This is a genomic window from Bacillus sp. z26, from assembly GCF_058313635.1.
Genome location: NZ_JBZFQM010000003.1, coordinates 198,661 through 223,116, shown reverse-complemented (window position 1 = coordinate 223,116; position 24,456 = coordinate 198,661). Strand labels below are relative to the sequence as shown.

Genomic DNA, 24,456 nt, shown 5'->3' with positions numbered 1-24,456 from the left:
ACCTATGCCACAGCTATACCGCACCTATACTGGGGTAAAGGCGGGTCAAAGGTGAGTGAAAGGTGAAGGAAACCACCTATGCCACAGCTATACCGCACCTATACCGGGGTAAAGGTGCATCAAAGGTGAGTGAAAGGTGAAGTAAAACACCCATGCCGCAGCTATGGCACACCTATATCGGGGTAAGAGTGCATCAAAGGTGTGGAAAAGGTGTAGCATAGGTGTAAGAAACTTTTCTATTGATGCAGTTTCTGCTCCTAATCCCTCGAGTCATAAGGATAGCCACTGCGGGAGGGGAGAACGCCTCCCTCCGTGCTTCTCTTTATGCTTGTCGGAGGCCAACAGGATGTAGGTCACAAAGGCGTTGCCACACGATGTGGCGTTCTTAGTCTTTGTTCCTTGAAAAGTCGCCTCCGCTTTTCATGAGATCCAGCTGCGGCTCCTAGTCCCTCGAGTCATAAGGATAGCCACTGCGGGAGGGGAGAACGCCTCCCTCCGAGCCTCTCCTTATGCTTGTCGGAGGCCAACAGGATGTAGGTCACAAAGGCGTTGCCACACGATGTGGCGTTCTTAGTCTTTGTTCCTTGAAAAGTCGCCTCCGCTTTTCTTCCGATCTAGCTTCAGGGCCTAGGAGCTCAGGACATAAGCATAGCCTCTACGGGGGAAAAATATTCCCTCCGAGCCTCTGTCTTATGCTCCTCGCTCCTGGGCGAGGCCCTTCCGCTTTTCTTCCTATAATTCTCTTAATATGGTATAATTGTAGGGTTAAAGTATAGGTGTTTGGAGGACTAGATGGGGAATAATACTAATTTGACTAAGATGGCAAAAGTTGTTTCTTTTAACCCCACGGGAGAGTTCTATTTTACAAAAGGAATTAAAGCTTTCCAGCGAAGGGAATTATATAGAGCTAAGAAATATATGAACCGTGCGCTACAGTTGGAGCCGGGTGAGCCGATGATTGCTTGCCAGTTGGCTGTTATTTGTACGGAATTAGGTGAATATCAATATTCGAATGAGCTGCTTGAGAATATTCTGCAGGAGTTGGATCCGTTTATGACGGAGTGCCATTATTTCCTTGCGAATAACTTTGCTCATATGGGTTTATTTAAAGAGGCCTATAAGCATGCTAATGAATATTTAAATAAAGACGAGTTTGGTGAATTCAGCGAGGATGCAGAAGATCTTTTGGATTTAATCACTTTCGAGACGGATGAAACGGAAGAGACCTTGGAGCTTCAGGACGATTTGATGATGCGGCAGGAGGTTGCACGCGAATTGCTGGAAGCAGGTAATTTTGTGAAGGCCGTTGAGAAAATTGAAGAGTTGATAGAGCTATATCCGGAGTTTTGGTCGGCCTATAACAACTTGGCACTGGCTTATTTTTATGTCGGTAAAACAGACGAGGCCTTTGTAACGCTTAATCGTGTACTTGAAAAGAACCCCGGTAATTTACATGCCATGTGCAATGGGATGGTCTTTCATCATTACCAGATGAATCAGGAAAAACTGGACGAAGTTTTTACAGTCCTTAAGAAAGTTCGGCCTATTTTGGAAGAGCATCGTCTGAAATTAGGGGCGACCTTTGCGCTGACAGGTTATTATGAGGAAGCCTTTATGTGGCTTCGTCAATTGCAAAAGAGGGGCTACGAAGGAGACGGTACTTTCTATTACTGGCTCAGTAAATCTGCTTATCAAATTGGGCAGAATAGAGTCGCAGAGCAGGCCTGGGCTAAAGTGGTCGAATACAGTCCAGATAAAGAAGGGCTTGAGCCTTGGGGTGAAATGGCTGATGATGAGGAGTCTGGATTTGAGGTGCATACTCCTTCCATTATTAAAAAGATGGAAAGTGAGTATGTGGAGGAAAGATTATTTGGTCTCTTTCTAGCCAATCATTCCGGAGAATTTCAAAAAATCAAGGTCCATGCCTCGTATCTAGCTAACAAACGATTCAGTTCTATGGAACTGGCTTATAAAAAACATATTGAATTTCCGGAGGACCATCCATTTTTTGCGGCAGAAGTGGCTGATACCTTATACAGAATCTATCAGCCTGTGAAGCTGATTGAAGCCGGTCTCTATTTGTTATGGTTTTCTGTATATGCAGAAGGGCAAGAAAATGGTATTCAATTTTCTAATCCGCTAGCTTGGTCAGCAGCCATTGATTATGAGTGGCACAAGCTGCGCGGAGAGAAGGAAGCGCAAAAAGTAGTGGCTGAACGTTATGGTGTATCCATTTCTACACTTTCCAAGTATGTAAAGCTTGTAGCAGACTTGTTGCAATGAGCAAATTTTTGGACCACAGATGTATAGTTTAATACGATTAGTTCGAGGATAATACGTGAAGTGAGATGGATGTAACAGAGGTTACAAGTGCTATTAATAGATGTTCGTGATGGAGGAGTGTTTCATAATGTCTGAGGAAAAAATCTATGATGTGATTATTATTGGAGCGGGGCCTGCAGGTATGACAGCAGCCGTATATGCATCCAGAGCCAATCTTTCCACTTTAATGCTGGAAAGAGGAATTCCAGGCGGGCAAATGGCGAATACAGAGGAAGTGGAAAATTATCCTGGGTATGAAACCATTTTGGGACCGGATTTATCAACTAAAATGTTCGAACACGCGAAAAAATTTGGTGCTGAATATGCTTACGGTGAAGTGAAAGAAATCATTGATGGGAAAGAATATAAGACCATTGATGCAGGTTCAAAGCAATATAAAACACGTACAATTATTATCGCTACCGGTGCTGAATATAAAAAAATAGGCGTACCGGGTGAAAAAGAGCTTGGCGGGCGCGGTGTATCCTATTGTGCAGTTTGTGACGGAGCTTTCTTTAAAAATAAAGAACTTGTTGTTATTGGTGGTGGCGATTCTGCTGTTGAAGAAGGTGTTTACTTAACACGTTTTGCTTCTAAAGTGACCATCGTACACCGCAGAGATGAGCTTCGTGCACAGAAAATACTGCAACAGCGTGCTTTTGAGAATGAGAAAGTAGATTTCATTTGGAATTCTACGTTGAAAACCATTAATGAAAAAGATGGCAAGGTTGGCGGTGTTACACTTATATCCACGGTCGATGGATCTGAGCGTGAATATCCGGCAGATGGAGTATTCATTTATATTGGAATGCTGCCATTAACGAAACCATTCCAAAGTATCGGGATTACGAATCAAGCAGGATACATTGAAACGAATGACCGTATGGAAACAAAAATCCCGGGTATATTTGCAGCGGGAGATGTTCGTGAAAAGAATTTACGACAAATTGTTACAGCTACCGGTGATGGTAGCATAGCTGCTCAATCAGCTCAGCATTATGTGGAAGAATTGATGGATCAGTTAAAAGCAGAAGCTCAATAAAGATTGGCCGGAAGATAAGTAATAAATTTACATTTACGTCATTATTACTTAATTTGGCTGTAATCAAAGTGCAATAAAAATGGGGTAGAATGAAAATAAGAAATTGACCCCCTTTTATATACTTTTATGGCATAGGTTATTAAAACCTATGCCGCTTTTTTTGTTAAATGTCGAAAAATTTGTAGTACGTTTTTGAAAATAACGACGATTAGCTTACATTGTTCATGCACATCTAAAATAGTATAATAAGGATAAGTCTATTTAATTTGTGCTGTACAACTGAGGTGAAATAGTTTGCAAAGAGTAACCAATTGTATGTTAATGGTAGATGGTCAAGCCCTTATGCTTCAGAAGCCTAGAAGAAACTGGTGGGTAGCACCCGGCGGTAAAATGGAATCTGGAGAATCGATACATGACTCTGTCATTCGTGAATTCTTTGAAGAAACTAATTTAAAGATTAAGTGCCCTGAGTTAAAAGGCATTTTCACCATGGTTAACTTAAAGGATGATGAAATCGTTCATGAATGGATGCTGTTTACTTTTCGTGCTTATGCATTTGAAGGAGAAGCGTTTCAGGAGAATGATGAAGGCATTCTAAAATGGCATCAATTAAACGATATTCTGGCGTTGCCGATGGCAGAAGGAGATCGCAAAATATTAGATCATATGATGAATGGCAAAGGTTTACTAATAGGAACTTTTAAATATACAGAGGATTTCACCTTACTTGATTACAAGTTGGAAAGAAACGGGGAATAAATAATGGAAGAAAAGAAAGTCGTAACTGCAGCAACAGAGAGTCGGCTGGTTATAATTACAGGTATGTCGGGTGCCGGTAAGACGGTTGCCATACAGAGCTTTGAGGATTTGGGTTTCTTTTGTGTAGATAACCTCCCTCCAACACTTCTCCCTAAATTTCTTGAGCTTATGAATGATTCAGGTAAAAAGATGAATAAAGTGGCATTAGTGATGGATTTAAGAGGCAGGGAATTTTTTGAACACCTGTTCAAAGCATTGGATGACCTCAACGATTCCTCTAAATTTGTACCAGAAATCTTGTTCCTGGATGCTGATGATTCAGTTTTAGTGAGAAGATATAAGGAAACACGGCGAACACATCCGTTGGCTCCGTCAGGGTTGCCACTGGAGGGGATTAAGCTTGAGAGGGATTTACTGGAAGAATTAAAAGGGCGGGCTCAGACCATCTATAATACATCTAACTATAAGCCGAGGGAGCTTCGCGAGAAAATTTCCGAACAATTTTCTGTTAACCAACGTGTGGAATTTACGATTAATGTGTTGTCATTTGGCTTTAAACATGGCATTCCGATTGATGCAGATTTAGTTTTTGATGTGAGATTCCTTCCAAATCCATTTTATATAGAAGCGATGCGGCCGCAAACAGGGCTGGATAAAGAAGTTTCCACATACGTGATGAAATGGAGTGAAACCCAGAAATTTATTGAAAAATGGGTGGATTTGCTTGATTTTATGATTCCTCAATATAAAAGAGAGGGAAAAGCTCAATTAATTCTCGCTGTTGGATGCACAGGAGGGCAGCATCGTTCCGTGACATTGGCTGAATATCTGAATAATCGATATAAAAATGAGTACCACACCAGTGTAACGCATCGTGATATTGATAAAAGGAAGGTACGTGCAGATGACATCCAGATCAGCACAACCTAGGGTTGTTATCATTGGTGGAGGATCTGGTCTCCCAGTACTCTTAAGAGGTCTGAAAATCTATCCGCTTGATATTACAGCCATCGTGACGGTGGCTGATGATGGCGGTAGTTCCGGCAGGCTGAGAGAGGAACTTGATATCCCTCCACCAGGTGATATACGCAATGTTTTGGCAGCTATGTCTGATGTGGAGCCATTAATCGAGCAAATGTTTCAGCATCGATTCACGGGATCTGAACAATTATCAGGTCATGCTCTTGGGAATTTGATACTGGCAGCGATGACCTCTATTACGGGTGATTTTGTACATGCTATACAGGAAATGAGCAAGGTTTTGAATGTAAAAGGACAGGTGCTGCCTTCTGCGAACCAAAGTGTCATCCTGCATGCAGAACTTGAGGATGGAACGATTGTTTCCGGGGAATCAAAAATCCCATACTCCGGAAAACGAATCAAGCGGGTATTTGTCAGTCCGGATTCTATTGAGCCGCCTAAGGAAACGATTCAAGCGATCAGGCAGGCAGATTTAATTTTGATGGGACCAGGTAGCCTTTATACAAGTATATTGCCTAATTTAGTTGTGCCATCCATAGCCACTGAAATTGCGAATTCTAAAGCCTCTAAAGTATATATCTGCAACTTGATGACTCAGGCCGGGGAAACCCTGAATTATACGGCAAGTGACCATATGAGAGTTATCAATGAGCATTTAGGTGAATCATGTATTGATACTATTTTAGTCAATAAAGAGGATATCCCGGTACATCTAAAATTAAAATACAAAGAAGAGTATGCCCAGCCGGTTATCTTTGATATAAATAGACTCGAACAAATGGGATTACAGGTAATTAAGGATAATATCGTAACCATTCAAAATAACCGAATCAGACATGATACGGTTGTCGTGGCGTCTATTATCTACGATTTATTGAAAGAAAAAAGGGATTCAGAGTCAGTCAATGTGAATGAATAACGTGCAAGTTGTAAAGGGATTGAGGTGTAAAAAGGGATGTCGTTTGCGTCGGAAACAAAAAAAGAGCTAACCAATTTAGAAGTCAAAGATTGCTGCGCACGATCAGAGTTATCGGCGTTAATCCGGATGAACGGATCCTTATCCTTTTCCAATCGTCATCTAATTGTGGATGTTCAAACAGAAAATGCAGCTATTGCCCGGAGAATCTATACTTTATTAAAAAAGCTTTATAGCCTCCAGGTTGATTTGCTCGTTCGTAAAAAGATGAAACTAAAAAAGAACAATGTCTATATTGTACGATTTTCTGAAAAAGCAAAGGTAGTACTTACAGATTTGAATATCATCGAAAATGGTTTCAACATTGTCTATGATATATCAGAAGAGCTTATTCATAAGAAATGCTGTAAACGTTCCTATTTACGTGGGGCCTTCCTTGCAGGCGGGTCTGTTAATAATCCAGAAACGTCTTCCTATCATTTGGAAATATCGTCATTATATAAAGACCATAATGATTCTTTGTGTGAGTTGATGAACTCATTCGGATTAAAAAGCAAAACGCTGGAAAGAAAAAAAGGATTTATCACCTATTTGAAGGAAGCAGAGAAAATATCTGAATTCCTGAATATTATTGGAGGGCATATTGCACTCATGAAATTTGAGGATATTCGTATTGTAAGAGATATGCGAAATTCTGTTAATCGGCTTGTTAATTGTGAAACTGCGAATTTGAATAAAACAATCAGCGCTTCACTGCGCCAGGTTGAAAATATACGATACATTGAAAATACTGTGGGTCTTGATATTTTGCCGGATAAGTTACGTGAAATTGCCAGGCTGCGTGTCGAATATCAGGACGTAACCTTAAAAGAACTGGGAGAAATGGTCTCCGGCGATAAAATAAGTAAATCTGGTATTAATCATCGTCTTCGTAAAATTGACGAAATCGCCGAAAGGCTGCGAACCGGTGAATCTAAATAAGAGCTTTATTATTTATATAAATAACTAAATATGGGGAGGAAATGGCTGTGGTTGAAAAAGAAGTAACTGTCCGGTTAAAAACAGGTTTACAGGCACGTCCGGCTGCACAATTTGTCCAAGAGGCAAGTCGTTTTTCATCTGAGATATCTATTATTGATGGAGAAAAAAAAGTTAATGTAAAAAGTATCATGGGGTTAATGAGCTTGGCAATCAATTCAGGCAAAACCATAACCCTGGTAGCAGATGGGCATGATGAAGAAGAAGCAGTGCAAATTTTAGAAGCATTCATGACAGGCACGAATTAAATCATAGGCCAAAAACCGAACCATGACTCTCAAAAGGAAAGAGGGGGCTTACCAGAAGCCCCCTCTTTTTATGGTTTATTTACTTATAACAATTTTGCCAACGGTACGGTCCTTACTTTGTCCTGTTAATTTGATTTTCACGCCATATTCAGGAATATTACGGCCTGCATCCGGTTTAGCTGGATTTGAATAGTCCCTGCTGTCATCAAATATTGTATATGCTTTAGTATCAAAATCGGACAATGTTAGACCATTTACACTCTTGTAATCAAGATACATTTTATCAGTTTTATCTAATCTAAATGCTGCATCATGAATTTGGTATCGAGTTGCAGCCAAGGATTGATCACTCCACTTCAGTGTTCCCTGATCAGCATCAACTACACCGAGAAAACCTTCGCCTGGATGGATTCCAGTCCAGTTATCCGAATAGCTGTCATCCACATACCAAACGACTAATCCACCATCATATTCCATCAAGCTGTTTCCGCGTTTTATATGAGCGAGTCCTAAATCAACACCCTTGTGATTCCGCCATTCAACCATATAGTAATGCTCGCTTGTATAGAAGCCTTCGTTTTTAGTGAAACCATCTAATGTAAAGGCAGAGGTTGTTGTGTCGGCGTTATCTTTTACAATTTCCTGGCCATTGGCAGTAATCGTAATATCATCTACAAAAAAGCCTGTTTCAATAGCTGCTACATCCGTCCAGTAATTAAATCGCAATTCAATTTTTTTACCGGCATAAGCAGTTAAATCAAATGTACCATCCACCCAGCCATTTGAATTACCAGTTATCCCATTACCTGGATTTTGTCCGTTAGGATTGGTAGCAGTGGTTAAATTGCCTGGTATTCCTGACCAATTCGTTTGCCCTTGTTCACGTACTTGAATAGATGCATAATCCCAATCCTGTTCAATTTGGTACCATGTCTTGAATGATAATTGTGCAGATGACTTATTTGTTAAATCTAGAGTAGTAACCAATGAGTTGCTTAGATTATTACCTTTTCCACTATAATACTCGTACTTCCCGCTATAAGGTGTATTAACAGTGGTTTTCTTATCCGGTAAGTTCACTTTGAGAGCGTCCTGGTTCTTTCCTTTTGTATTGGCTTGGTCGAGAAGGAACTGTGAGCCGCGTCGTGTCAGATCATCGACATCGACCTCTTCATAATTCAGCCAATTTCCTCCTTGGCTCTCTTGCAAATATTCTTTCGCATAAGGGCTGAAACCAGTTGGTTCTGCTCCTGCAACTTTACCTGCCCAGCTGCCGCTTGCCATGATTGACCAATAGCCGATGGCCTCACCTGAGCCTGAATACTGAGTATCATACTCATCCGGTAAGCCTAAATCATGACCGAATTCATGTGCAAATACCCCGGCTGCTCCATCAATTGGCTCAATGGTGTAATCGTAAGCAGCCAATTGCCCATTCCAGTTAGGAACGTCTGTTTCTGTATTCTTGATAGGGAATACGCCTCCCAGATTCCAACGATGAGACCAGATTGCATCTCCTCCAAGAGTACCGCCACCAGCTTCTTCACCTACAGCAGAGTGAACGACCATTAAATGATCGACTAGCCCATCTGGTTCACGTTTATTGCCATCTCCATCTAAATCATAACGATCCTCTTGGTCATATTCAGAAAGATCGACGTTTGGATCAAGCGCGGCAGCTTCAAGTGCTTCTTTTACAAGACTGCGTGCATCTTTGTCACTTCCATCAGGGGTTGGATAATTTGCGCCGTATTCAGCCGCAGGTTTTTTGGCCGTATACCAACCAGCCACTTCCCCATCTACTGTATAGCTGCCACCCGACTGTTGTTCATAATATTGTTTCATGGAAATTAAGTTTTCACCATTAGGGCCTGTGTAGCCTCTTTTTCCAAAAATCATTTGTTGATAATGATCCTTGGTATATTCTTTGTAATACATGTCTGTATCTTCTGGTCTGACATTATTCCCAGCGTAATCAGGAAATTCAATCATTAAAACGAGAACTTTATCTTTTTGTACAGCCCCTCTGTATTTTTCTTCTTTTACTGGTTGAACCACACCATTATGAGGATTGGATCCTTTGCCAGGATGTTTGCCTTTTTTCTTCTTGTTAAATTTCTTTTGCCATGCTTTGATTTGTTTATCAAATTTTTTGGATGAGTCCTTTTTAATGCTGTCTTCCTTTTTCTTTAAATACTTTTTTAGCTGAGTCTTCGCTTCTTGATCGGTAGCATTTTTCTTAATCGTGCCTTCTTTTTTCAGCATAGCGATTAATCGTTCTTCATTCGCAACGCTGAGATCAATAGGACTTCCTGAATAGGAGACGGAAGCATGTTCACTTCCTGAAGAGGTACCAACTGTTGTCGAAATTTGAGTTGCTGATGTGGCTGGTGCAAATGCACTGAATGTTAAAGCGGCAGCGAAGGCTGACGCCAAAAAAGATTTTCCTCGCAAATTGTTTCCTCCTCAATTATGTTTTATTAACATTTTATATATTCTAACTATTCTGTAAAAAACCTCTTTTATAGATAAAAATAGTAAATTTGGATTAGAATGAAAGGAGGGGGTAGGTATTTAGACATAAAAAAACCACCCTTTTTAAAAAGGGTGGAATGGTCTGCCGATTAACGATCTTTTGCTAAATTACTAGTAAGTTTTCTTGATTTCTTGTTTTTCATTAGTAAAGGATAGAGAACAAGTCCCAGGACGAATAATCCGATTCCGAGAGAGAAAGTTTTCAAATCTGCTGTTCCGGTTTTAATAACCCATACCGTATAAACAAGAGCCAAAATTGAAATGATGCCATCTACAATCCGAGATCTTTTCATCCCGATGTAGGTTTCTCCGGTCAAAATAAGCTTCACTTGGTATACCACACTAACAAAATACGGAATCAAATACGCTAAAGTAGCAACGACCATTGCAAAATCGTAGGCTTCCATAATCGTCCCGGAAATAGTGGAAAATAGGAAGAATTGTGTTAAAAGGTTCGTAATGGTCAATGAGTTGACTGGGCTTCCCTTTTTATTTGTTTTACCGAAAAACGCTGGGAACAGATTTGATTTAGCTGCCTGATATGGAACTTCTGAACTGACAACAATCCATCCGACAGTTGAACCAAATAATGAAATCAACGCAAGGAAGCCTAAGATATAAGCGCCACTTGATCCAATTGCAGCTTGCAGAGCATCAACAAGGGGTTTTTGTGATTGTAGCAATTCCTCTTGTGACAGTGCCCCCATTGTTAACAATGTTATACCAATATAGATGGCAATAGCGATAATCAGACCCGTAATGGTTGCTTTTTTAACATCCGTCTGAGACTTTGCCCGATTCGATAACATAACAGCTGCTTCTACTCCGATAAAGGCCCAAAGAGTGGCAATAGCTGCGTTATTGACTTGTCCACCTAAAGAATAGGAAGTGCCAGAAGCATCTACAAATTCTTTACCATTCATTAAATTAGCAGAATCAAAGATAAATATAGTTACGATAATAAAAAGGGCAAATCCGAGTACTTTTGCGATGGTTGCCATCAAATTCATTTTTCCTGCACTATCGAAGCTTTTGCATAGGATAAAGTGAATCCCCCATAGCATAACGGTACAAACTGCAAAATTTAAAAATCTCCCTAATTCCAGATCTAAATTGCCGCTTGAAAACAAGATGTACTGGCTCTGCATGATTGGGAAGAAGGTTGATAAATATCCGGCAAAAGAAATAATAACCGATGCCGTGGCAGCCCAGTTAGCAGCCCAATACCCCCAGGCAATACTGTAGCCCGCAATTTTACCTTTCTTAGGTGAGCTAAACATAGCTTGTGCATAACTTTGCGGTCCTGTTTTTAATTCGGGCTTCCTAACAGCTAAATTTCCGAATACCAGTGCAATCATTAAGACGCCTGCTCCTGTTAAAATCCATGCCATAGTGGCTCCGATCGGACTAGAAACACCGGCCAGGTTTGCCGGCAGCATAAAAATTCCTCCACCAACCATATTGCCGACTACAAACATAGTTAAAATCCAAAATCCCCATTTTTTATTATTCATGATGAATGACTCCTTTTGTTTTCAAGATAGGTTTTACCATGCAGACCCTGAAAAACATATATAGGACGTTACTCCAGGACACCGTTATAAACCTATACCCAATTTATCTATTGGATATGAAGGTTAGTTAATCGGTTGATGGTCATACATACATAGTTCGTAGATTCTCATTACAAAAACTCTTATTTATTTGGTATGTATTAAATAATGGTACTATCTTAACACCAAACCTTTACTTTGGTAAAGTGATAAACAATTAGAGTGCTAAAATGAGTGTGTATCTACTGAAAATTAAATGAAAGGGGGAGAGGATTCTTTAATATCGTATACAAGAAACAGGAGATTCCCAATTTTATTGCTAAAATTAGGATGGAGTAAACTAAAAAGCTGCCGATTATCTCGACAGCTCTTAGTCAATTATTATTTTTTGTTTTCTTCGGTTACACTGCGTGTGATGATTTTATCAACTAATCCATACTCAAGTGCACGCTCAGCTGTCATAAAGTTATCACGCTCTGTATCACGGGCAATTGTTTCAAGGTCTTGGCCAGTACGTTCAGCCAAAATTTTATTTAAGCGTTCACGCATAAACAGGATGCGTTTAGCTGCAATTTCAATCTCAGTTGCTTGTCCTTGTGCTCCTCCAAGTGGTTGATGAATCATTACTTCACTGTTTGGTAAGATAAAACGTTTCCCTTTTTCACCGGCTGCAAGAAGGAAGGCACCCATGGATGCTGCCATACCGATACAAATAGTTGAAACTTGTGGTTTGATGTATTGCATTGTATCGTAGATCGCCATACCTGCCGTGATGCTTCCGCCTGGGCTGTTGATGTAAAGGTAAATATCTTTCTCTGGGTTTTCAGTTTCAAGGAACAATAATTGGGCAACGATAGAGTTGGCAACATTGTCGTCAATGGCACTTCCAAGCATGATGATACGGTCTTTTAATAAACGTGAATAAATATCGTATGCTCGTTCCCCGCGATTCGTTTGTTCAATAACTGTAGGAATTAAATTCATATATTTCTCCTCCTTATATGTAAAAAAATAATTAACACATTTAGCTTTGACTTTATCATACACTTTATGGTCAATAAAGGTCAAACAAAAGACGCTTACTTTTACTATATGTTTTTTTATTATGGTTAATGTCTTATTTATCTGCTTGGCAGTACACAGTTTGAATGATATTTGCAGCTGATTAATTTATGCATAGAAGTAAAATAATCCCTGATATCCATCTTACCCAACATAAAGGTATGTAAACCTAAGGAATTATTCTTGCAAAAAGACTTTTACTTCCTTATAATATAATTTTGTAGGCTATCATTTTGCCCTCGTAGTTTAATGGATAGAACATAAGATTCCGGTTCTTACGATGGGGGTTCGATTCCCTCCGAGGGCGTATATAATATTGTAGGAAATGTCCCTGTACTGTACAACATTCAGCACAGGGACATTTTTTATTTATTAAGTATTCAATAATTTGTAATATTACCCATTTTTTTCTTGCCTCGTGACTTTCTCTTTACTACTATTAATATAAGCGGTTTTATGAGTTTTGGAAGGCGGGGATTTGAACGTGGAGATTGGTTTGAATCAGCACCAAAGACAGAAACTGACGATGACACCGGAATTAAATCAGGCGATTGCTTTGCTTCAATATCCGGCAATTGAGTTAGCTGCCTATATAGATGGAAAAGCGCTTGAAAATCCATTAATAGAAATTGCAGAAGAGTATCCACAAACTGCTGGGAGAAATCAATATAATTCAATATGGATCGATCAAATCAGTGATGAAACCGTCTCATTAAAATCCTATTTACAGGGACAAATTCCATTTAAAGTCTTAACGGACAAAGAAGAGAGAGTCTTACTATTTTTAATCGACAATATTGATGAAAATGGTTATTTATGTATAGCTTTTGAGGAAGCACGATCCTTCATGGAGATCAAGAAGGCGGAATGGGAGGTTGCTTTATCTGTTTTGCAAGCAATGGAGCCTGCAGGGGTAGGGGCACATAGCCTAAATGAATGTCTGTTATTGCAGGCGAAACGTGAACAAATTAAAAATCCATTCCTGGAAAAAGTCCTGAATGATTATTTCGAGTTGCTGGTGAATCGTAAGTGGAAAGAACTTGCCAAACTGGTTGGGGTGACAGTTATGGATATTCAATCGGTCTTTGATCAGATACAGAAATATACTCCTAAACCATGTTCGTACCTTCATAGGGGCAGACCTCAATATGCGATACCAGATGTAAGTGTAACCTTTTCAGAAGGTTTGCCTGTAATTAAAGTTTTATCCATGAGAACAGTAAAAACAAATGAATTCACTTCATCGTTTGATACGGGAAATGATGAATTAACTAAGAAATACATGGATCAAAAGAGATCAGAGCTAAACTGGCTTAAAAAATCAATCAATCAAAGAGCAGAAACTATATACCGCGTTACACATGCCATTGTTGAAAGGCAACCTACCTTCTTTAAAACTGGAAAGAGCGAGACTGTGAAGCCGTTAACTCTGAAGCAAATTGCTAAAATGATCCATGTACATGAGTCAACAGTTAGCAGAGCGATTAGAGATAAAATAGTGGAAACTCCCTTCGGATCATTTGAAATGAAAATGTTTTTTACGAGCAGTATTTCGACTGATCAAATGGAAGATACATCATCAGAACAAGTAAAACAACACATAGTTCGGTTAATAAAAGCGGAGCAAAAAACATCTCCCTTGTCTGATGAGTCTATTGCAAAGGAACTTAAACAATTTTTGGGGATCCTTATCTCAAGGAGGACAATCGCGAAGTATCGCAATCAGCTTCATATTCCATCCTCCTCAAAACGAAAACGCTATGAGCTTAATGAATAAATTATTTTGTACAGGTAGAAAATAAGAAGGAGCAGGGGGGAAGAGAGTGAGTGTACCAATCATTCATTTTTATACCAAAAAAAATTGCCCACTATGTGATGAGGCAAAGGATCTTTTAAAGTTTATGCAAAGAGAAATAACGTTTACGCTTCTGGAATTCGATATCTATTCAGATGACAATTTACTGGAGCAATATGGACTCATGATTCCTGTAATCGAGCTAAATGGGGAAGTTATTCAATATGGTCATATAGATATAGATGAGTTTCGTCACTATTTAACGTGATGTTCACATTTACATTCTTGCAACTGTTCGAAACTCCTGATAGAATGGAGTTACATCAGGAGCTATTTTTTACATATAAAGGGACATTAAAAGTCTCGCTAGGACAGAAAATGACCAAAGTATATTAAAGGAGTTTGAAGGATATGGATGGATTGCTCCATTTACAGAGAAAATTAATTCCGGATATATTTGAGGTCATGCAAAAAAGATACAATATCCTAAGGACTATTCGCACCTTGCAACCGGTTGGCAGACGGAGCTTATCGCTGACATTGAATATTACTGAACGGATTTTACGCAGTGAGGTAGAATTTTTAAAAGATCAAAAGCTCATCCTCATTGCGAGCTCAGGAATGACGGTTACCAAAGAAGGTGAAGAGGTTCTGGATCACCTTGGTGGTGTAATAAGGCAATTATCGGGTATAGATGATATGGAACGCCTATTACAGGAAAAGCTTAACTTGGAGAAAATTATCATCGTTAACGGTGATAATGACCAATCCCCGTGGGTTATTGATGAGCTTGGGCGCGCCGGTGCATCGCGTATGAAAAGTCTCCTTGCGGGTAAAAATATTATTGCTGTCACAGGTGGCACAACAATGGCTGCAATAGGCAGAATGTTACCTGATGTTTCAGAGCTTCCCGATGTAGATGATATTTTGTTTGTACCAGCCAGAGGCGGTCTTGGTATAGGCGTTCAGTATCAGGCTAATACAGTTTGCGAACAAATGGCTGAAAAGATGCATTCACGATATCGTGTGCTTTATGTACCGGACAATCTGAGTGAAGCGGCATACAATACGCTAACCAGTGAACCGGCTATACAAGAAGTGTTGAATTTGTTGAAATCAGCCAATATTGTACTTCATGGTATAGGCGAGGCCAAAACAATGGCTGAAAGAAGGAAATCATCCGATGAAAGTCTCCAGGTTTTGAGTGATAAAAAAGCAATTGGAGAAGCATTTGGATATTATTACGATGAAGATGGCAACATAATACAAAAAGTCCATACAATCGGCCTTCAATTAGATGATCTGGCTAATGCGGAACATGTAATCGCAGTTGCCGGTGGAGCCTCAAAAGCAAAGGCAATAAAAGCCTATATCAAAATGGCACCTAAAAAACCGATCTTAATTACGGATGAAGGTGCGGCAATTCAGTTACTTAAGGGATAAAACCCTTTTGAATATAATTTAAAATCTATTTCTAAGATTCCAAAAGGAGGAACCTTCTAATGGCAGTAAAATTAGGTATTAATGGTTTTGGTAGAATTGGACGTATCGTATTCCGTGCGGCGTTAAATAATCCGGAAGTAGAAGTGGTTGCAGTTAACGATTTAACTGATGCAAAAATGCTTGCGCATCTTTTAAAATATGACTCAGTTCATGGAACTTTAGATCAAGATGTAACAGTTGACGGAGACTACTTGGTAGTAGCTGGACAACGTGTAAAAGTTCTTGCTGAAAGAGATCCAGCTCAACTAGGTTGGGGAGATCTTGGAGTAGATATCGTTGTAGAATCTACTGGACGTTTCACTAAACGCGCAGATGCTGCAAAACACATTGAAGCTGGCGCTAAAAAAGTTATCATCTCTGCACCTGCATCTGATGAAGATATCACAATCGTTATGGGTGTTAACGAAGATAAATATGACGCAGCTAAACATGATGTTATTTCTAATGCATCTTGTACAACAAACTGCTTGGCTCCATTTGCAAAAGTATTGAACGATAACTTCGGTATCAAACGCGGAATGATGACTACAATTCATTCTTATACAAATGACCAACAAATCTTAGACTTGCCACACAAAGACTACCGTCGTGCTCGTGCTGCTGCAGAAAGCATGATCCCTACAACTACTGGTGCTGCTAAAGCTGTTGCTCTAGTATTGCCTGAGTTGAAAGGTAAATTGAACGGTATGGCTATGCGTGTACCAACTCCAAACGTTTCTGTTGTTGACCTTGTTGCTGAATTAGAAAAAGAAGCAACTGCAGAAGAAATCAATGCAGCATTGAAAGCAGCTGCTGAAGGTGAATTAAAAGGAATTCTTGAGTACAGCGAACTTCCATTAGTATCTCGTGACTACAATGGAACTACTCAATCTTCTACTATTGATGCTCTTTCCACAATGGTTATGGAAGGCAACATGGTTAAAGTACTTTCTTGGTACGATAACGAAACTGGTTACTCCAATCGTGTTGTTGACCTTGCAGCTTACATTGCTAAAAAAGGTCTTTAATCCTTTGGAAGTAGTTGGAAACTAATTTTAAAGGTATAATGAAAGTGATTCAGGGGGGAGAGGGGAAGATTCCCCTTTCCTCTTGTTTTATATGAACGGCAATTAATCAGAGTTTGGGCAGACCTGATTAAGTCTTTAGCTGGTCCCTTATTTTAAAGGAGGTTCATTTAAATGAACAAAAAATCGATTAAAGACATTGATGTACAAGGCAAAAGAGTATTTTGCCGCGTTGACTTCAACGTACCAATGCAAGATGGCAAAGTAACAGATGACACAAGAATTCGTGCAGCTTTACCGACTATTCAACTTTTAGTTGAAAAAGGCGCAAAAGTAATTCTTGCCAGCCATTTGGGTCGCCCGAAAGGTGCAGTAAAAGAAGAATTACGCTTAACTCCTGTTGCTGCGCGTTTAAGCGAATTACTTGGCAAAGATGTTAAGAAAACAGACGAAGCATACGGAGAAGCAGTACAAGCTGAAATCGGGCAGATGAAAGATGGCGATGTACTTCTTCTGGAAAACGTACGTTTCTATCCTGGTGAAGAAAAGAACGATGCAGAATTGGCAAAAGCATTTGCAGATCTTGCAGATGTCTACGTAAATGATGCATTCGGTGCGGCTCACCGTGCGCATGCTTCCACTGAAGGAATTGCGAAACACATTCCTGCTGTTGCTGGATTGCTAATGGAAAAAGAATTAGAAGTGCTTGGAAAAGCTCTTACTAAACCAGAACGTCCATTCACAGCAATTATTGGTGGAGCAAAAGTAAAAGATAAAATCGGTGTAATTGATAATCTTCTTGATAAAGTGGACAACCTAATCATTGGCGGTGGACTGGCTTATACGTTCATCAAAGCTCAAGGTTATGAAATTGGCCAATCTTTATTGGAAGAAGATAAAATCGAATTGGCTAAGTCCTTCATCGATAAAGCAAAAGAAAAAGGTGTTAATTTCTTGATGCCGGTGGATGCGGTCATTGCTAAGGAATTCTCACCTGATACAGAATCTAAAGTCGTTGATATTGATGCGATCCCAGCTGATTGGCAAGCGCTTGATATCGGTCCGAAAACAGCCAAATTATACGAAGACACTATTAAAAATTCCAAACTCGTGATCTGGAATGGACCAATGGGTGTATTCGAATTTGATAAATTCGCGGGCGGTACAAAAGCAGTAGCAGAAGCACTTGCAAATGCGGAGAATACATATTCCGTAATTGGTGGCGGAGATTCAGCTGCAGCAGTTGAAAAGTTCAACCTAGCAGATAAAATGAGTCACATCTCTACTGGCGGCGGTGCTTCCTTAGAGTTCATGGAAGGTAAAGAACTTCCAGGTGTTGTAGCTTTAAACGATAAGTAAAAACATTATACGGACACATATAGGAGGATGAGGAAAATGCGTAAACCAATTATCGCAGGAAACTGGAAGATGAATAAAACGGTTAGCGAAGCTTTACAATTCGTAGAGGAAGTTAAAGGTTCCATTCCTTCTCCAGAAAAAGTGGATGCGGTTGTGTGTTCTTCTCCACTATTTCTAGAATCACTTGTTAAAGCAACAACAGGAACTGATCTTAAGGTCGGTGGACAAAATATGCACTTTAAAGAAAGTGGCGCATTTACGGGCGAAGTAAGTCCGGAAGCACTTTCAGATTTAGGGGTAGACTATTGTGTAATTGGACATTCCGAACGTCGTGAAATGTTCAATGAAACAGATGAGTCAGTTAACCAGAAAACATTAGCTGCTTTTAAACACAATTTGATTCCTATCGTGTGTTGTGGGGAAACATTGGAGCAGCGTGAAGCTGGTGAAACGAAAGCTCTTGTAGCTGATCAAATTAATAAGGCATTTCAGGGCCTTACAGAAGAACAAGCTAAGAAAACAGTTATTGCTTATGAACCAATCTGGGCAATTGGTACAGGTAAATCTTCCACAGCATCTGACGCAGATGAAGTTTGCGGTCACATCCGTCAAACAATCGCTGAAAGCTTTTCAACTGACGTGGCAGAGGCAATTCGGATTCAATATGGCGGTTCTGTTAAACCTGAAAACATCAAAGAATATCTTTCCGAAGATAATATCGATGGTGCTTTAGTTGGCGGAGCAAGCCTTGAACCAACTTCTTTCTTAGGACTATTGGAGGCTGTTTCTAAATGAGTAAGAAACCAGTAGCATTAATCATTCTCGATGGATTTGGATCCAGAGAAGTAACACAGGGAAATGCTGTGGCACAGGCTAACAAGCCAAACTTTGACCGTTATTGGGCAGAGTATCCACATAATTTCCTGACAGCGAGTGGCTTAGCAGTTGGTTTGCCGGAAGGACAAATGGGTAACTCAGAGGTTGGCCATTTGAATATCGGTGCAGGCCGAATTGTTTACCAAAGCTTAACTCGAGTAAACCTTGCGATTCGCGAAGGTGAATTTGAAAAAAATGAAACATTCTTAGGTGCAATTCAGCATGCGAAAGAAAACAATACGGCTCTTCACTTAATGGGTTTATTATCTGATGGTGGAGTACACAGCCATATTGAGCATTTATTTGCTTTACTTCGCTTGTGTGCCAAGCATAACTTCACAAATGTTTATGTACACGGTATTTTGGATGGACGAGATGTTGGTCCTCAAACTGCTGAAAAATACATCCAACAAACTGAAAATGTTTTTAAAGAAACAGGTGTCGGCCAATTTGCGACTATTTCAGGACGTTATTATTCCATGGATCGCGATAAACGCTGGGATCGTGTAGAAAAAACATATGATTCCATGACATATGGTGAAGGACCTGCCTATTCTTCCGCTATGGAAGTAGTAGAAGATTCTTACCGTAATGGGATTTTCGATGAGTTCGTTCTGCCATCTGTTATTACGAAAGATGATGGACAGCCAATAGCGAAAATTCAAGATAATGACTCTGTCATTTTCTATAATTTCCGTCCTGACCGTGCCATCCAAATTTCAAACGTATTTACAAATGAAGATTTCCGCGGCTTTGACAGAGGCCCAGGATTACCAAAAGATTTGTATTTCGTTTGCTTGACTCACTTTAGTGAAACCGTTAAAGGATATGTTGCATTCAAACCAACAAATCTGGATAACACAATAGGTGAAGTCTTAGCACAAAATAACTTAAAACAGCTACGTATTGCTGAAACCGAAAAATTCCCACACGTTACCTTCTTTATGAGTGGTGGACGTGAATCTGAATTCCCAGGTGAGAAACGTATTTTGATTGATTCTCCAAAGGTTGCCACGTATGACCTTCAACCTGAAATGAGCGCTTATGAAGTGACTGAAGCCCTCTTAAAGGAATTGGATGAAGATAATCATCATGCTATCATTCTTAACTTTGCTAACCCTGATATGGTCGGGCACTCCGGAATGCTTGAGCCTACAATCAAAGCAATTGAGACTGTAGATGAATGCCTTGGTAAAATCGTCGATAAAATCCTATCTATGGGTGGAAAAGCCATCATTACAGCTGACCATGGTAATGCTGATGAGGTAATCACTCCATTGGGAGATCCGATGACAGCACATACAACAAATCCTGTTCCAGTGATTGTCACAGATAAAGAGGTAACACTCCGTGAGGGTGGAATTCTAGGTGACTTAGCTCCGACTATGCTAGATCTATTGCATGTTGAGCAACCGGAAGAAATGACAGGAAAATCTTTAATTCAAAAGTAAATTGAACAAACTATAAAATGTACTATATTTTCCAAACAAAAGGAGAGAAAATTTAATGCCAATTATTATTGACGTTTATGCACGTGAAGTATTAGACTCCCGTGGTAACCCAACAGTTGAAGTAGAAATTGAAACAGAATCTGGCGCATTCGGCCGTGCAATGGTACCAAGTGGTGCTTCCACTGGTGAATACGAAGCAGTAGAACTTCGTGATGGCGATAAAGATCGTTACCTTGGAAAAGGTGTACAAAAAGCAGTAGATAACGTAAACAATATCATTGCTGAACAAATCATCGGTATGCATGTTCTAGATCAAGCTGGAATCGATAAAGCGATGATCGATCTTGATGGAACTGAAAACAAAGGAAAATTAGGAGCAAACGCTATTCTTGGTGTTTCCATGGCTGCTGCAATTGCTGCTGCTGATTACCTAAACATTCCTTTATACCGCTACCTTGGCGGATTCAACACGAAACAGCTTCCAACTCCTATGATGAACATCATCAACGGTGGTTCTCACGCTGATAACAATGTTGACTTCCAAGAATTCATGATTATGCCTGTTGGAGCTCCAACTTTCAAAGAAGCAATCCGTATGGGTGCTGAAGTATTCCACAGCTTGAAAAAAGTTCTTCATGATAAAGGCTTAAACACTGCTGTAGGTGACGAAGGCGGATTCGCTCCAAACCTTGGTTCTAACCGTGAAGCTCTTGAAGTAATTATCGAAGCAATCACTAAAGCTGGCTACGAAGCTGGTAAAGATATCTATCTTGCAATGGACGTAGCTTCTTCTGAGTTCTTCAACAAAGAAACGAAGAAATATGATCTAGCAGGCGAAGGACGCAATGGTCTTTCTTCTGAAGAAATGGTTAACTTCTATGAAGAATTAATCAATGAATTCCCAATCATCTCTATTGAAGATGGACTAGACGAAAACGACTGGGACGGCCACAAATTGTTAACTGAGCGCATTGGCGATCGTGTACAACTTGTTGGTGATGACTTGTTCGTTACAAACACTAAAAAGCTTGCTGAAGGTATCGAAAAAGGTATCGCTAACTCTATCCTAATTAAAGTTAACCAAATCGGTACTTTAACTGAAACTTTCGATGCAATCGAGATGGCAAAACGTGCTGGCTACACTGCAGTTGTATCCCACCGTTCCGGTGAAACAGAAGATTCTACAATCGCTGACATTGCAGTAGCAACAAACGCTGGCCAAATCAAAACAGGTTCTATGAGCCGTACAGACCGTATCGCGAAATACAACCAACTTCTTCGCATCGAAGACGAACTTGGCGATTTAGCTGAATACAAAGGTCTTGGATCTTTCTACAACCTTAAAAAATAATGAAATAATGGGACGCCATTATTTCCATTACTCTCGGAACGTCTTTTCTCTTTTATTTAAAGGGAGGAGGCGTTCTTTTTTGAAATAAAAAAAAGTAGCAAAAATGCTACTCTAAATTACTCCAAATTATCTACGGCATATTGAGCTTCTTCTGCAGTAAATTTTTCTCCATACTCAGAAACTAATTGGTCATAAATAGCACTCTCAGACATATTCATGGTCTCAGCATAAATCTTTGCTTTCTCTAGTGCATTTGCTTTCCAATCAAATTCAAGATTATCAATCGCATATTGAGCTGCGTCAGCAGGGAACTTTTCTCCATACTCAGAGACTAGTTGATCATAAATAGCACTTTTTGACATATGCATGGTCTCAGCATACTGTTCTGCTTTTATTAATGCAGAACGATATTCTCTCGAAACACTAACTTCTTCATTAGTCGTAGTTACTTCTGCAAAAGTTGTTTCTTCATCTGCTACTTCTTCGGTAGTTGGTTTCTCTTCTGCTGGTTCATTCTCAGTGTTATTAACTACATCTGTTTCTTTTACATCAGTAGAATCAACAGTATTACTCATTTCACTTTCTTCATCAGAAGTACCCATTGCCATAATTAATATAATTGCAATTAACCAAACCCACCACTTTTTATAAAATGGCTTTTTCTTCTTTTCCTTTAGACCCATTATAAACCCTCCTTTTTAATTATCTTAGAAAATTATATTAACATATTTTTACTTAGAATAACGACTATTTTTATTACAAATATAGATATGTATGGTAGAGTTGGATTTTATTATAAATAATGAATTTTAATATAAAAAGGTTGTAAAAAATTTCTTAAATGAATGGGATTTAGCTTAAATTTTTTTAAAGTAACGATATGTAAACTCTTCTAAATTCCTGTAACCTGAATTTCTACTATGTAATAGTAGTTATGTATTGTTTTCTGAAATATCAATCATTAAAATTAAATTATATTAAAATAATTTTATCGAGTGAGCTGAGGAACATGAAACGGAAACGGACAATTATCTCAAAACTGATCGGATTAGCACTTTTGATTGTGTTTTGCTGGTCGGGCCTTTATCTGACCGAATATGCACTTGATGAATATCAAATGTATAAGCTGGAGAAACAATTGGATTTAGATAAACAAGAGGCTATATCCATTTCGGAAAAACAGGGGAAAATCGATTTTACAAAGTTGAAAGAGAAGAATGCAAGTACCGTTGGTTGGATTACAATTGATGGAACGGCAATTGATTATCCGGTTGTACAGGCGGGTGACAATTCTTATTATTTAACTCATGATTTTAATAATAATCCGTCCATTCAGGGAAGTATTTTCATGGATTATCGCAATCAGATGGATATTGAAGATCAACACACCATCCTATATGGGCATAATATGAAGAATGGCACAATGTTTCATGACTTAAATAAGTATAAAGAAGAAAGCTTTTTAAATGAACATACATATGTAACCTATTACGGCCAAACAGGCTATTATAAATGGGAAGTTTTTTCGACCTATAATACAGATCCAAGTTCTGACTATTTGCAAACGAGATTTGAATCAGGAGAACAGTATGTATCTTTCATAAATCAATTAGTCTCTCAATCCAATTTTGCCTATAAGGGAGAACCATTTTCCGAAGATGATCAGATTATGACGCTTTCAACTTGCAGTGAAGGAGTGAAAAATGGAAGAAGAGTCGTTCATGCGAGATTGATAGAAAAGAGTTCGTATGAAGAGTGATATCAACCACACTAGCATAAAAAGAGAGGCTGCTAGTTTTAGCAGCCTCCAACTTTTATGATTTAAATCCTGTAGTCATTTGATCAGGGTGAGAGCCGGCGCGGCTGTCCTGATTAAGCTGATCGATTCTGTCCATTTCCTCCGAAGAGAGTTCAAAGTCGAAAACATTGGAGTTTTCAATAATGCGATGCTCTTTAACTGATTTTGGAATGGTTACAACGCCGTGTTGAAGGTCCCAGCGCAAGATAACCTGAGCTACCGATTTATTGTGTTTCTCGGCAATGTCATTAAGAACCGGGTTATCCAAAAGCTGTCCTTGTTTTAAAGGAGACCATGCTTCCAGTTGGATTCCTTCTTTTTTACAGTATGCACGCAGGTCTTCCTGTGTTAAATGAGGATGGAATTCTACCTGATTCACCATTGGTTTAATTTCAGCGGAAGCAATCAAATCTTCAAGGTGATGTACCAGGAAGTTACTTACGCCAATTGCACGTACTCGTCCATCTTTATAAAGCTTTTCAAAGGCTTTCCATGTTTCTTTATATTTATCTTTACCAGGCCAATGAATTAAATAAAGGTCCAGATAATCTAAGCCCAGTTTTTCCATGCTTTCATCAAAAGCTTTTAAGGTAGATTCATATCCTTGTTCACTATTCCATAGTTTCGTAGTAATAAATAGTTCCTCGCGTGGGACACCTGATTCTTTGATTGCTTGTCCAACGCCTTCTTCGTTCCCATAAATAGCGGCTGTATCAATACTGATATATCCATTTCGAATCGCTGCTTTAACAGATTGTACGACTTCTTCACCTTCTTGAACTTTAAAAACGCCTAACCCGAGCCATGGCATTTCTACGCCGTTATGTAAGGTAACTGTGTCTTTAAGATTTGTTGGCATATCT

The 24,456-nt window shown here is 39.3% G+C and carries 21 protein-coding genes and 1 tRNA gene; 17 read left to right on the top strand and 5 right to left on the bottom strand.

Annotated elements, in window-relative coordinates; all coding sequences use genetic code 11:
* Nucleotides 1-792 precede the first annotated feature (792 nt).
* The 7 genes from AC4G3K_RS11435 (at nucleotide 793) to AC4G3K_RS11405 (ending at nucleotide 7,306) form a co-directional block, all read left to right on the top strand.
* Nucleotides 793-2,283 (top strand): tetratricopeptide repeat protein, encoded by a 1,491-nt coding sequence (locus AC4G3K_RS11435; protein ID WP_491077526.1) that lies wholly within the window; start codon nucleotides 793-795, stop codon nucleotides 2,281-2,283.
* 127 nt (nucleotides 2,284-2,410) lie between these two features.
* Nucleotides 2,411-3,364: a thioredoxin-disulfide reductase gene (trxB, locus tag AC4G3K_RS11430; RefSeq protein WP_491133343.1), complete on the top strand. Its 954-nt coding sequence runs from the start codon at nucleotides 2,411-2,413 to the stop codon at nucleotides 3,362-3,364.
* A 294-nt stretch (nucleotides 3,365-3,658) separates the two neighbouring features.
* Nucleotides 3,659-4,123 (top strand): 8-oxo-dGTP diphosphatase, encoded by a 465-nt coding sequence (locus tag AC4G3K_RS11425; protein ID WP_491133342.1) that lies wholly within the window; start codon nucleotides 3,659-3,661, stop codon nucleotides 4,121-4,123.
* A gap of 3 nt (nucleotides 4,124-4,126) precedes the next feature.
* The gene (gene rapZ / locus AC4G3K_RS11420; RefSeq protein WP_491077529.1) at nucleotides 4,127-5,053 is read left to right on the top strand and encodes an RNase adapter RapZ; all 927 of its coding nucleotides are present in this window, start codon (nucleotides 4,127-4,129) and stop codon (nucleotides 5,051-5,053) included.
* The gene (locus AC4G3K_RS11415; RefSeq protein ID WP_491133341.1) at nucleotides 5,028-6,023 is read left to right on the top strand and encodes a gluconeogenesis factor YvcK family protein; all 996 of its coding nucleotides are present in this window, start codon (nucleotides 5,028-5,030) and stop codon (nucleotides 6,021-6,023) included. Before rapZ ends, AC4G3K_RS11415 begins: the two co-directional genes overlap by 26 nt.
* Nucleotides 6,024-6,059: 36 nt before the next feature.
* Complete coding sequence (gene whiA, locus AC4G3K_RS11410; RefSeq protein WP_491077531.1) at nucleotides 6,060-7,001, top strand: DNA-binding protein WhiA; 942 nt, start codon at nucleotides 6,060-6,062, stop codon at nucleotides 6,999-7,001.
* Between the two features lie 47 nt (nucleotides 7,002-7,048).
* Nucleotides 7,049-7,306 (top strand): HPr family phosphocarrier protein, encoded by a 258-nt coding sequence (locus tag AC4G3K_RS11405; RefSeq protein ID WP_491077532.1) that lies wholly within the window; start codon nucleotides 7,049-7,051, stop codon nucleotides 7,304-7,306.
* A gap of 75 nt (nucleotides 7,307-7,381) precedes the next feature.
* Here the strand turns inward: AC4G3K_RS11405 and AC4G3K_RS11400 are convergent, their stop codons facing one another.
* The 3 genes from AC4G3K_RS11400 to clpP form a co-directional block, all read right to left on the bottom strand.
* Entirely contained in the window at nucleotides 7,382-9,760 is a 2,379-nt protein-coding gene (locus AC4G3K_RS11400; protein ID WP_491133340.1) for an immune inhibitor A domain-containing protein, read from the bottom strand.
* A 170-nt stretch (nucleotides 9,761-9,930) separates the two neighbouring features.
* Complete coding sequence (locus AC4G3K_RS11395; protein ID WP_491077534.1) at nucleotides 9,931-11,355, bottom strand: amino acid permease; 1,425 nt, start codon at nucleotides 11,353-11,355, stop codon at nucleotides 9,931-9,933.
* 420 nt (nucleotides 11,356-11,775) lie between these two features.
* On the bottom strand, nucleotides 11,776-12,441 hold the full coding sequence (gene clpP, locus AC4G3K_RS11390) for an ATP-dependent Clp endopeptidase proteolytic subunit ClpP (protein WP_491077732.1): 666 nt from the start codon (nucleotides 12,439-12,441) through the stop codon (nucleotides 11,776-11,778).
* Between the two features lie 250 nt (nucleotides 12,442-12,691).
* On the opposite strand from clpP, the gene AC4G3K_RS11385 reads away from it, so the two are divergent.
* The 9 genes from AC4G3K_RS11385 to eno all read left to right on the top strand — a co-directional run bounded on the left by AC4G3K_RS11385 (nucleotide 12,692) and on the right by eno (nucleotide 21,795).
* Nucleotides 12,692-12,763: transfer RNA gene (locus tag AC4G3K_RS11385), tRNA-Arg, on the top strand.
* Between the two features lie 177 nt (nucleotides 12,764-12,940).
* Nucleotides 12,941-14,233 carry an RNA polymerase factor sigma-54 gene (gene rpoN / locus AC4G3K_RS11380; RefSeq protein WP_491133577.1) on the top strand — a complete coding sequence of 431 codons (1,293 nt, stop codon included), beginning with the start codon at nucleotides 12,941-12,943 and terminating at the stop codon, nucleotides 14,231-14,233.
* Nucleotides 14,234-14,279: 46 nt separating this feature from the next.
* Complete coding sequence (locus AC4G3K_RS11375) at nucleotides 14,280-14,519, top strand: glutaredoxin family protein (protein ID WP_491077535.1); 240 nt, start codon at nucleotides 14,280-14,282, stop codon at nucleotides 14,517-14,519.
* A gap of 143 nt (nucleotides 14,520-14,662) precedes the next feature.
* Nucleotides 14,663-15,694, top strand: coding sequence for a sugar-binding transcriptional regulator (locus tag AC4G3K_RS11370; protein ID WP_491077536.1), 1,032 nt, complete (start codon nucleotides 14,663-14,665; stop codon nucleotides 15,692-15,694).
* A gap of 59 nt (nucleotides 15,695-15,753) precedes the next feature.
* Nucleotides 15,754-16,761 carry a type I glyceraldehyde-3-phosphate dehydrogenase gene (gene gap / locus AC4G3K_RS11365; RefSeq protein WP_491077537.1) on the top strand — a complete coding sequence of 336 codons (1,008 nt, stop codon included), beginning with the start codon at nucleotides 15,754-15,756 and terminating at the stop codon, nucleotides 16,759-16,761.
* A 171-nt stretch (nucleotides 16,762-16,932) separates the two neighbouring features.
* Nucleotides 16,933-18,117 carry a phosphoglycerate kinase gene (locus tag AC4G3K_RS11360; protein WP_491077538.1) on the top strand — a complete coding sequence of 395 codons (1,185 nt, stop codon included), beginning with the start codon at nucleotides 16,933-16,935 and terminating at the stop codon, nucleotides 18,115-18,117.
* Between the two features lie 36 nt (nucleotides 18,118-18,153).
* The gene (gene tpiA / locus AC4G3K_RS11355; protein WP_491133339.1) at nucleotides 18,154-18,912 is read left to right on the top strand and encodes a triose-phosphate isomerase; all 759 of its coding nucleotides are present in this window, start codon (nucleotides 18,154-18,156) and stop codon (nucleotides 18,910-18,912) included.
* Nucleotides 18,909-20,444: a 2,3-bisphosphoglycerate-independent phosphoglycerate mutase gene (gene gpmI / locus AC4G3K_RS11350; RefSeq protein WP_491077540.1), complete on the top strand. Its 1,536-nt coding sequence runs from the start codon at nucleotides 18,909-18,911 to the stop codon at nucleotides 20,442-20,444. The genes tpiA and gpmI overlap by 4 nt, the downstream gene beginning before the upstream one ends.
* Before the next feature lie 55 nt (nucleotides 20,445-20,499).
* The gene (gene eno, locus AC4G3K_RS11345; RefSeq protein ID WP_491077541.1) at nucleotides 20,500-21,795 is read left to right on the top strand and encodes a phosphopyruvate hydratase; all 1,296 of its coding nucleotides are present in this window, start codon (nucleotides 20,500-20,502) and stop codon (nucleotides 21,793-21,795) included.
* 116 nt (nucleotides 21,796-21,911) lie between these two features.
* Here the strand turns inward: eno and AC4G3K_RS11340 are convergent, their stop codons facing one another.
* Entirely contained in the window at nucleotides 21,912-22,478 is a 567-nt protein-coding gene (locus AC4G3K_RS11340; protein ID WP_491133338.1) for an Ltp family lipoprotein, read from the bottom strand.
* A 326-nt stretch (nucleotides 22,479-22,804) separates the two neighbouring features.
* Here AC4G3K_RS11340 and srtB point away from each other — a divergent pair, with 326 nt between their 5' ends.
* Entirely contained in the window at nucleotides 22,805-23,554 is a 750-nt protein-coding gene (srtB, locus tag AC4G3K_RS11335) for a class B sortase (RefSeq protein WP_491133337.1), read from the top strand.
* A gap of 55 nt (nucleotides 23,555-23,609) precedes the next feature.
* Here srtB and AC4G3K_RS11330 read toward each other — a convergent pair whose 3' ends face one another.
* Nucleotides 23,610-24,452, bottom strand: coding sequence for an aldo/keto reductase (locus tag AC4G3K_RS11330; RefSeq protein ID WP_491133336.1), 843 nt, complete (start codon nucleotides 24,450-24,452; stop codon nucleotides 23,610-23,612).
* Nucleotides 24,453-24,456 lie beyond the last annotated feature (4 nt).

What these genes read in the sequence shown, in the direction of transcription:
- AC4G3K_RS11435 (WP_491077526.1), top strand. Translation starts at nt 793, where the DNA reads ATGGGGAATAATACTAATTTGACTAAGATGGCAAAAGTTGTTTCTTTT.
- trxB (WP_491133343.1), top strand. Translation starts at nt 2,411, where the DNA reads ATGTCTGAGGAAAAAATCTATGATGTGATTATTATTGGAGCGGGGCCT.
- rapZ (WP_491077529.1), top strand. Translation starts at nt 4,127, where the DNA reads ATGGAAGAAAAGAAAGTCGTAACTGCAGCAACAGAGAGTCGGCTGGTT.
- AC4G3K_RS11415 (WP_491133341.1), top strand. Translation starts at nt 5,028, where the DNA reads ATGACATCCAGATCAGCACAACCTAGGGTTGTTATCATTGGTGGAGGA.
- whiA (WP_491077531.1), top strand. Translation starts at nt 6,060, where the DNA reads ATGTCGTTTGCGTCGGAAACAAAAAAAGAGCTAACCAATTTAGAAGTC.
- AC4G3K_RS11395 (WP_491077534.1), bottom strand. Translation starts at nt 11,355, where the DNA reads ATGAATAATAAAAAATGGGGATTTTGGATTTTAACTATGTTTGTAGTC.
- AC4G3K_RS11370 (WP_491077536.1), top strand. Translation starts at nt 14,663, where the DNA reads ATGGATGGATTGCTCCATTTACAGAGAAAATTAATTCCGGATATATTT.
- gap (WP_491077537.1), top strand. Translation starts at nt 15,754, where the DNA reads ATGGCAGTAAAATTAGGTATTAATGGTTTTGGTAGAATTGGACGTATC.
- AC4G3K_RS11360 (WP_491077538.1), top strand. Translation starts at nt 16,933, where the DNA reads ATGAACAAAAAATCGATTAAAGACATTGATGTACAAGGCAAAAGAGTA.
- tpiA (WP_491133339.1), top strand. Translation starts at nt 18,154, where the DNA reads ATGCGTAAACCAATTATCGCAGGAAACTGGAAGATGAATAAAACGGTT.
- gpmI (WP_491077540.1), top strand. Translation starts at nt 18,909, where the DNA reads ATGAGTAAGAAACCAGTAGCATTAATCATTCTCGATGGATTTGGATCC.
- eno (WP_491077541.1), top strand. Translation starts at nt 20,500, where the DNA reads ATGCCAATTATTATTGACGTTTATGCACGTGAAGTATTAGACTCCCGT.
- AC4G3K_RS11340 (WP_491133338.1), bottom strand. Translation starts at nt 22,478, where the DNA reads ATGGGTCTAAAGGAAAAGAAGAAAAAGCCATTTTATAAAAAGTGGTGG.
- srtB (WP_491133337.1), top strand. Translation starts at nt 22,805, where the DNA reads ATGAAACGGAAACGGACAATTATCTCAAAACTGATCGGATTAGCACTT.
- AC4G3K_RS11330 (WP_491133336.1), bottom strand. Translation starts at nt 24,452, where the DNA reads ATGCCAACAAATCTTAAAGACACAGTTACCTTACATAACGGCGTAGAA.